Below are 8,742 nucleotides of genomic sequence, written 5' to 3'. Positions count from 1 at the left end.
TACTCTGACCGATGTTCAAAAACCATACGGACAGCGCGTTCTTTGACTTCTGGCGAATACTTGGTTGGCTTCTTCATAACTCCATTCTCTCAAGAAATGGAGCCTCCTCATTATCCGGGGGGATTCATACTTCTTCACGTACAACTTTGGCTTCATCTAGAGTGCAACATAGGCTGAATGCTTTGCTCATGGCCAGTGCAGTATCTGCCCAACGCCTCTTGCCATTTTTTTCGTTGAGTACATGATTGGCGGCACCGGCCAGCAGCTTGTGGCCGCCAGTCAGGAAGTCGCTGTAGTTAAAGCCATGCAGCATGGCGCGCAGCACATCGAGCTTTTCTTCGAGCACTGCGTAGGCTTCGTGCGCATCCACCGTAGGCCGACCACGTCCATTGCTGGCAGTGTATTCTTTGAGGGCGTGTTTCAGATCGTTGGCAATGCCGATGTAATCCACCACCAGCCCGCCCTGTTTGTCCTTGAACACCCGGTTCACCCGTGCAATGGCTTGCATCAGATTGTGGCCCTTCATCGGCTTGTCCACGTAGAGCGTATGCATACAGGGCGCATCAAAACCGGTAAGCCACATATCGCGCACGATGACGAGGCGTAGCGGGTCTAGTGGGTCTTTGAAGCGTTTTTCCAGCCGTTTTTTGATTTGCTTGGTGTAAATGTGAGGGCGCAGCAGCAGCTTATCGCTGGCAGAGCCGGTCATCACTATCTTGATGGCGCCTTTTTCGGGGTCTTCATTGTGCCAATCTGGACGTAGCTTGATGATCTCGTTGTAAAGATGGACACAAATCTCTCGGCTCATTGCCACGACCATCGCTTTACCGGCTTGTACCTTGCTGCGTTCCTCAAAGTGAGCGACTAGGTCTTGGGCAATTCGCTGGATACGTGGTTCTGCACCGACAACTTTTTCAAGTGCAGTCCATTTGGATTTGAGCTTGCACTGCTCGTTGTCTTCCTCATCTTCGGTCAGTTCATCCACTTCGGTATCTATTCCGCTCAGTTCGACCTCTTTGAGGCTCAATTTGGCGAGACGTGACTCGTAATAGATCGCCACAGTGGCGCCGTCCTGCTGCGCCTGCTGCATGTCATAGATGTGGATGTAGTCTCCGAACACTGCACGGGTATCGCGGTCTTCGCTGGATACCGGCGTACCCGTAAATGCCACGAAGGTGGCATTGGGCAGAGCATCGCGCAGATGCTGGGCATAACCGACCTGGAACTGGGATTTCAACTCGTAGGGCGCTGCAGGTTCGGCGATTTTGAGCACTATATTGTTATTGGCCGCGATACGTGCTGCTTGCACTGTCTTGAACTTGGCTTCAAAGCCATATTGTGTGCGGTGTGCCTCATCGGCAATGACAACGATATTGCTGCGGTTGCTGAGTACAGGAAAGGAGTCTTCATCCTCACCCGGCATGAATTTCTGAATGGTGGTGAACACGATACCACCTGAGGGGCGATTACTCAGCTTGGCGCGCAGGTCTCCGCGGGTTTCTGCCTTCACTGGTTGTTCACGCAGCAAGTCTTGCGCCAGCGAGAACACACCGAATAATTGGCCATCCAAATCGTTGCGGTCGGTGATGACCACAATGGTTGGGTTCTCCATCGCGGCTTCGCGCATTACTCGGGCGGCAAAGCAGGTCATGGTGATGCTCTTACCGCTGCCCTGGGTGTGCCAGACCACCCCCCCCTTGTGTGTACCACTGGGTCGAGAAGCGACCACTACTTGATCGATGGCTGAACGTACCGCATGGAACTGGTGATAGCCAGCCACTTTCTTGACTAGGTCATCATCATCATCATCCTCAAACAGCACAAAGAAGCGTAGATAATCGAGCAACATGGCTGGTTTGAGCAAACCACGAATCAAGGTTTCCAACTCATTGAACTGACCGAGTGGATCGAGCGCTACCCCATCAATCGTCCGCCACTGCATGAAGCGCTCGGCATTGCTCGACAACGCACCGAACCTTGCTTCGCTGCCATCTGAGATTACCAGCAGTTCGTTGTACTGGAATACATCAGGAATCTGTTCCTTGTAGGTTTGAATCTGGTTGTAGGCTTTCCAGATATCGGCAGATTCATCTGCCGGGTTCTTCAGCTCTAAAAGCACCAGCGGCAAACCATTTATGAATAGGACGATATCCGGGCGGCTGGGACCTTTGAGGGTGTACTGATTGATCGCCAGCCACTCATTGGCGGCTATATCGGCAAAGTCGATCAACCGTACAAAGTCACCGCGGGTTTCGTCATCTTTCTGGTACTGCACCGGCACACCATTCACCAGCAGGCTGTGGAAGTGGCGATTGGCCGACAGCAGTGAGGGAGTACCCAAGTCCATGACTTGTTTCAGCGCATCCTCGCGCGCGACCTGTGGAACAGTAGGGTTCAGTCTGGTAATCGCAGCGCGCAATCGCTCTACCATCAGGGGTTGCCGGTAGTCCAAGCGCTCGGGCGCGACATCGCTATCCGGGGCAATGTCGTAACCGCAGATGATCGTGTAACCCGCGTCTTCCAGCCAGCTCAAGGCTTCTTGTTCTAGTTGGTCTTCGGTCATGCATGTTTCCAATTAGGCCCGATGAGATAACTTATGGTTAAGAAATGCCATCTTTTGTACATATTCGCCGAAACGTGTACAGAGATCGTGATTTTCTGTACATGACTGCTTCTCGCTTCTTGCGGTAATGTGTCGATGCAATCGACACATTCACGAAACATGCTTAAAAATTCATTAAAAATCGACACGTTATTAAGATATGTCGATCTGAGCATTCCCTATTCAATATGTCAGCTCTTTAAACAGTGCCTCATTGATGTAGTACTTCTCTCGACCAACCTGCTGCTCACGCAGCACTCCTAGCTCGACTAGTACCTGTAGATACCGCGATGCCGTCTGCCGCTTGGCAATACCGGCTTCGACAAGAAACTGAATCTTGGTGTACGGCTGGTGAAAGATCACCTCGATCAAATCCTTGCTGTAGATACCTTCGGCTTCAATCTGCACCCTGGTGCGGACGGCTTCCATCAAATCCAGAATCCGGGTGACCTGATCAAAGGTCTGCTGTGCGGTTACTTCAACTGCACGTAGCATGAATAGCACCCAGCTCTCCCAATCCTGCTCTTCGGTCACTCGCCGCAAGCCTTCGTAGTAGCCGGCCTTGTTGCTGATGATGTAACGCGACAAAAACAGCACCGGAATATCGAGCAACTGCTTCTCCACCAGATAAAGCAAATTCAGAATTCGCCCTGTACGACCATTGCCATCAGGGAAGGGATGGATCGCCTCGAACTGGTAGTGCATCACGGCCATCTTGATCAGTGGATCGATGTCATCTTCGGCATGGATGAACTGTTCCAAGTTCGCCAGCTTGTCGCGGATCACCGATTCACCCGCCGGCGGGGTGTAGACAACCGCCCCGACATCGTTCTTGAGTGCTGTGCCTGGGATAGCCCGAATGCCGATCTGGGCTTGTTTGATCAACTGCACCAGTTCTATAAATAGATTGGTGGTCAGCGGACGGTCTTTCAGTGCCTGAAAGCCAAAGTACAACGCTTCACGGTAGCGCAGCACCTCCTTGGTATGGGCATCGGTTTTACCATCTGCATCTGCCGCAGCACGGTACAGTTCGTCATTGGTGGTGACGATATTTTCAATCTCGGACGATAGCCGCGCTTCTTGCAGAAAGATGCTGTTGATCAACACCCCCTGATTCGGAATCTTGGCAGCTAAGCCACGTAGATTGGCCAACACGCGATTGGCGACAATCGCCTGCTTGAGTACGGCCTTGGTCTCCAACTCGAAAGCCGGCGGCAGCAAGGGGAGATCGTTATAGGGTTGGCTGCGATCAAAGGGCAAAATGGCGTCTCACTTCACATGCTTTCTGATTCGGTCACATCAGGCATCTGCCAATCATGCGGTGTCGCCTCGCCGGTCTGGTAGAACTTGCGCACGCGCCTGAGGTAACTGACGAAATCCGGGTTGATCTCGGCCAGACGGTTGCAGGTATCCCAGTCCACCGCAGCCCGCTCTCGTGCTGGCACAACAATCTGGCTATTACTCAAGTCGCCGGGATCAAGTTGGATGACCCCTACACCATGGGCTGCGCAGAGCAGCCGCAGTTCGCGCATGGCTTCGCCAGTAATGGTCATGGCTACCAAATACGCAAAACTTGCCCAACTGGAGTTGGACACAGTCTGAAAGAAATCCTGCCGCACATTGGTGCGATCAAGCTGTAGTTTGACTTCAAACGACCAGAGCCGCGACTGCAGGTCTCCCCGCTTGCGCACACATTCGCGCAAGTCGGCTTGCCAATGTTGTGTCAGGTTTTCCATCGCCACCATATCCGGATGCAGCCAAACATTACTGACAGCCGTGCTGGTTTTTTTGGAAGAGGATTCACTAATACGCATAGACAATAGCTTGTGTTCGCTCCATAGCCACTGCTGCAACAGCGGATAAAGCGCTTTTTCGACCAATTTGGCCGATTTGGTTTCGGCTGCAAAGGCGCTGGCTTGCGCGCTGCCTACAGTGACGTCATCCATGCTATCCGACCTGTACACCCGCCGTGGCTTGCCCTCCAGCGTCCGTAGCGATGGCACTTGCCTGGCCCAGTCAGTGAGCGAACCACCTATTTCGGCTTGCAACTGCCAAAACAAATCGTCTTGGGTTTTCAATGCCTTACTATTGTTCAGCTTTTGCTGGCAGAAGTCGGGGTAGCTCGCCATCAGCAAGCGCGCAATCTCGGCCGACGTAAAGTTTTCCCCCGCCTTTGCTTTTAACTGACTTAATACACGTTCTTTCAACGTCATCTTCAATGGTGCATTCATCATGCAGCACCTTCTAATTCGAGTTGTGCATCCAAGGCTAAACTAGCCTCTGGTAAGCGCAACTGGCCTGAGATCAGGCGGGGGAGCAAGGTGTCGCGGAGGGCGGCGAGGGTTTGGGCTTGTAGTTGGTTTGTACCAATCTTTGCAAAAATCAATTCTGCGGCTGAGTGGAATGCGGCCAGTACTGTTTCATTAGGAACGATTGACTGAAGGCTTAAAATTACTTCTGGGCGAACTGCGGGATAAGCCCCACCATCGGCAAAATGTGCCAAATAATCAATGTTTCTATCAGAAGTCGCCGCTAAGAACACGAACTCCGTGTGTTCCTGCTTTGTGGGCCGAAGTACTGCAAAACCCGTGCTGCCGGTTAGATTCGGTATAGCATTGGAAATGAACGCAAATGATCGGTTGCCTGGCCGAACAGTACCAACGATGGTATCTCCCTTCCGCAATACCCGCCTCGCACGGCTTGGTGCCTCATCGAAAGTAAATTCGGCAATGCCTGTAACCGAGTTGTCTTTGGTGTTAGCAAGATCTACATAGGCAACCGTCTGCGGGTGTCGTTTTGCAGTCCAAGACTCTGGATTCAGTTTTGCTAGATCAGCCAACGTCCCAATCCTCCACCCCTCAGGCACCAAACCCAAAGGGGATTCGGTAAAGCGGTCGGGGAAGAGCGCGGCGGTGGCTTCGTCCATGCCTTCAGGCGCGCGGCCTTCCTGTTTGGCGCGGACGGGGTCGAAATCGACAAACCAGGACTTGAACAGCGCCTGGGCGATGGCTTCCAGCGTGGCGTTGGTTTCGCGTAGGAGTGTGATGCGGTCGTCGAGCATCTCTAGAAAGTCAGCAATGAGTCGCTGCTCCCCCAAAGAGGGAAGAAGAAACTCATGCTTTTTGAGTTGTCCCAGGTTAAATCCAGGAACAGAGCTGCCGATGCCGTTATCTAGGATTTCGGTCTGCTTATCTGGGCTGGAAAACAAGTAGTAAATAAAGCGAGGGTCTGCCTTTGTTTGATCGACCGTTAGCTTCATTTGTTTGTTAGATACGATATACGTGTCGTATTTGCACCGATCGTCTATTAGACCGACTTGGTTGATCGTCCCCCAACAGGTAAAGACTAAATCACCATAGCGTGCAACTGATCGTTGAAACTCCTCTGCCTTGCTTTGTGAAACAAAAACTAAGCCTTCATCTATCAGACGTACAGAAATATCTGAAGTAAGATTCGAACCCCGAATGACCGGTACGCCGCTAGTTTCAAAGTATCTTGAACTGATGCTTGATCCGAATGGACCTGTTGCCAAGGCTGAAGCATATGGCGCGGCGATTTGCTCAACCGTTACGTGTGGCCATTCAAAACTCATATCCCAGCCCTCCCAGCTTCTGCCGAATCAAGGCAGCCTGTGCAATGGCAACGCCGGCGCAATTTGGATTTCCACCTGTGCGGGAATGACGACATGTTGCCAGAATGACGGGCTTCAAATAATCGTTGGCTATAGGTCTTGCCATGTTGGATTTTGTTTTTCTATCAGCGCCAGTTTCCATGCCCGATTCCATTTTTTGAGCTGCTTCTCGCGGGTTATTGCCGCGTACATCTCGGTGTGTAATTCGTAGTAAACCAAGGTATGCACGCCGTATTTTTTGGTGAACCCTTCCGCTTGATCGTTTCGATGCTGCCAGACTCGCTGTACCAGATTACTGGTCACGCCGATGTAAAGCGTACCGTTGCATTGACTGGCAAGGATGTAAACGGCGGGTTGCATCATAGGTGCCAGGGTTACTGGATTCCCGCGTTCGCGGGAATGACGGGTGACAAGGGTTTGAGAATTTCAAAATGCATACGCCAACTCCCCAGTTTCTGCCAAATCACCACGTCCAGTTCCGCGCCCTTCGCCGTCATGCCCATGAAAACGGGCATCCAGTGCAATGGTAGCGCCGGCGCAATCTGGATTCCCGCGTTCGCGGGAATGACGGGTGACAAGGGCTTGAGCATTTCAAAACTCATACCCCAGCCCTCCCAGCTTCTGCCGAATCAAGGCATCCAGTTCCGCACCCTTTGCCATCTGTTCGCCCAGCTTTTCAGTGAGCTTCTGCATTTTGTCCGCAAACGCTTCGTCGTTGTCCTCGACTTCTTCTGCGCCCACATAGCGGCCCGGTGTTAGCACATGGCCGTGTTCGGCGATTTCGGCCAGCGGCACGCTGCGGCAGTAGCCAGGCTGGTCTTGGTATACCTCGGCGTTTTCACCCCGCCATGCTGCTACGGTGGCGGCGATGCGGTCGATGGTTTCATCGGTGAACTCAGCCTGTACCCGACTGATCATGCGGCCCAGCTTACGGGCGTCGATGAACAGTACTTCACCACGGCGTAACGTTTTCTGCTTGGCGAGGAACCACAAGCAGGCGGGAATCTGGGTGTTGAAGAACAGCTGGCCGGGGAGCGCGATCATTACTTCCACCACGTCGGCTTCGACCATGGCAGCGCGGATTTGGCCCTCGCTGTTCTGGCTACTGGACATGCTGCCATTGGCCAGCACGATGCCGGCACGACCGTTGGGTTTGAGGTGGTGCAGCATGTGCTGCAGCCAGGCGTAGTTGGCGTTGCCTGCTGGCGGTGTGCCATATACCCAGCGCGGGTCGCCTTCGAGGCTGCCATGCCACCAGTCACTAATATTGAACGGTGGATTGGCAAGGATGAAATCAGCACGCAGGTCGGGGTGTTGGTTGCGCACAAACGTGTCGGCCGGTTCGCGGCCGAGGTTGAAGTCGATGCCGCGAATGGCGAGGTTCATGGCAGCCAAGCGCCAAGTGGTGGGGTTGGACTCCTGCCCGTAGATGCTGACGTCACCGAGCTTGCCACCGTGCGCTTCGATGAATTTTTCGGACTGCACAAACATGCCACCGCTGCCGCAGCATGGGTCGTACACCTTGCCGTGATGGGGGGCGAGCACTGCCACCAGGGTTTTGACAATGCTGGCTGGAGTGTAGAACTGACCACCCTTCTTGCCTTCGGCATTGGCGAACTGGCCGAGGAAGTATTCGTATACTTGGCCGAGCACATCGCGCGCAGCGCTGGCGTTTTCACGAAAGCCGATAGTGGAAACCAAGTCTACCAGTTCGCCTAATTTGCCATCGGGCAGCTGGGTACGGGCGTAACGTTTATCGAGTATACCTTTGAGCTTGGGGTTCTCTGTTTCGATCAGAGCCAGGGCATCGTCGATGCGTTTGCCGATGTCGGCTTGTTTGGCATTGGCACGCAGGCTTTCCCAGCGGGCAGCTTCGGGCACCCAGAATACATTCACTTCGCGGTAGAAATCGCAGTCTTCCAGTTCCTCGGCAATCAGCTCGTCGTCGGCATCGTGCAGGAAGTAATCATCGGCCTCGTCGGCAAAGCGGCGAGTGAGTTCTTCGCGGCGGCTCTGGAAAGTGTCAGATACGAATTTGACGAAGATGAGGCCAAGTACGAGGTGCTTGTATTCAGCAGCGTCCATATTGGCACGCAGCTTGTCGGCCGTGGCCCAGAGAGTTTTCTTGATGTCGTCGAGCATGAGGTGTTGCTGTTTCTAGTTTTGATGTTTAACGGAGCGTCCAGCACGTTAGCCGAATCGTACAAGCAAGGCGGGATTTGGTTACGTGATGGGAAATGAGGTATTCCGTAAGAACCTGTCTAAAGTCTCGCGAGCTAAAGTAAGACAAGGCGAAAACGGCCAAGGAAGCGGAGTTTACGCGTGGTAAATGAGCATTCCGAGGGTGTTTTCAACACCGTATTGCTGACGCACTGACCTGTCCGGGTCTGTCAGTAATTTCGTGTTCAAGGCATATCATGCTCCCAAGGAGAATGTATGCCTCGCAAACCGAAAGCCAAGCCGGTGGAATTGCCGGCAATTCCCGCCGAGCTCCTAGCTCAGTTCGGCA

The 8,742-nt window shown here is 53.1% G+C and carries 8 protein-coding genes; all 8 read right to left on the bottom strand.

The window, feature by feature from the left end; all coding sequences use genetic code 11:
• Nucleotides 1-124 precede the first annotated feature (124 nt).
• The 8 genes from ACUHMQ_RS19460 to ACUHMQ_RS19425 all read right to left on the bottom strand — a co-directional run bounded on the left by ACUHMQ_RS19460 (nt 125) and on the right by ACUHMQ_RS19425 (nt 8,375).
• Nucleotides 125-2,563, bottom strand: coding sequence for a type I restriction endonuclease subunit R (locus ACUHMQ_RS19460; RefSeq protein WP_445297116.1), 2,439 nt, complete (start codon nt 2,561-2,563; stop codon nt 125-127).
• Between the two features lie 222 nt (nt 2,564-2,785).
• Nucleotides 2,786-3,862, bottom strand: coding sequence for a Fic family protein (locus tag ACUHMQ_RS19455; RefSeq protein WP_445297115.1), 1,077 nt, complete (start codon nt 3,860-3,862; stop codon nt 2,786-2,788).
• A 14-nt stretch (nt 3,863-3,876) separates the two neighbouring features.
• A complete protein-coding gene (locus ACUHMQ_RS19450) occupies nt 3,877-4,836 on the bottom strand; it encodes an HrgA protein (RefSeq protein WP_445297114.1) in 960 nt (319 codons plus the stop codon).
• Nucleotides 4,833-6,194, bottom strand: coding sequence for a restriction endonuclease subunit S (locus tag ACUHMQ_RS19445; RefSeq protein ID WP_445297113.1), 1,362 nt, complete (start codon nt 6,192-6,194; stop codon nt 4,833-4,835). Before ACUHMQ_RS19445 ends, ACUHMQ_RS19450 begins: the two co-directional genes overlap by 4 nt.
• Nucleotides 6,184-6,375: a hypothetical protein gene (locus ACUHMQ_RS19440; protein ID WP_445297118.1), complete on the bottom strand. Its 192-nt coding sequence runs from the start codon at nt 6,373-6,375 to the stop codon at nt 6,184-6,186. The genes ACUHMQ_RS19445 and ACUHMQ_RS19440 overlap by 11 nt, the downstream gene beginning before the upstream one ends.
• Nucleotides 6,324-6,593 carry a GIY-YIG nuclease family protein gene (locus ACUHMQ_RS19435; protein ID WP_445297117.1) on the bottom strand — a complete coding sequence of 90 codons (270 nt, stop codon included), beginning with the start codon at nt 6,591-6,593 and terminating at the stop codon, nt 6,324-6,326. The genes ACUHMQ_RS19440 and ACUHMQ_RS19435 overlap by 52 nt, the downstream gene beginning before the upstream one ends.
• Before the next feature lie 14 nt (nt 6,594-6,607).
• Entirely contained in the window at nt 6,608-6,835 is a 228-nt protein-coding gene (locus tag ACUHMQ_RS19430; RefSeq protein WP_445297112.1) for a hypothetical protein, read from the bottom strand.
• Nucleotides 6,825-8,375, bottom strand: coding sequence for a class I SAM-dependent DNA methyltransferase (locus tag ACUHMQ_RS19425; RefSeq protein WP_445297111.1), 1,551 nt, complete (start codon nt 8,373-8,375; stop codon nt 6,825-6,827). The genes ACUHMQ_RS19430 and ACUHMQ_RS19425 overlap by 11 nt, the downstream gene beginning before the upstream one ends.
• Between the last annotated feature and the right edge of the window lie 367 nt (nt 8,376-8,742).

It is taken from the genome of Chitinimonas violaceus (genome assembly GCF_052601015.1).
This window is presented reverse-complemented; position numbering and strand designations above follow the sequence as displayed.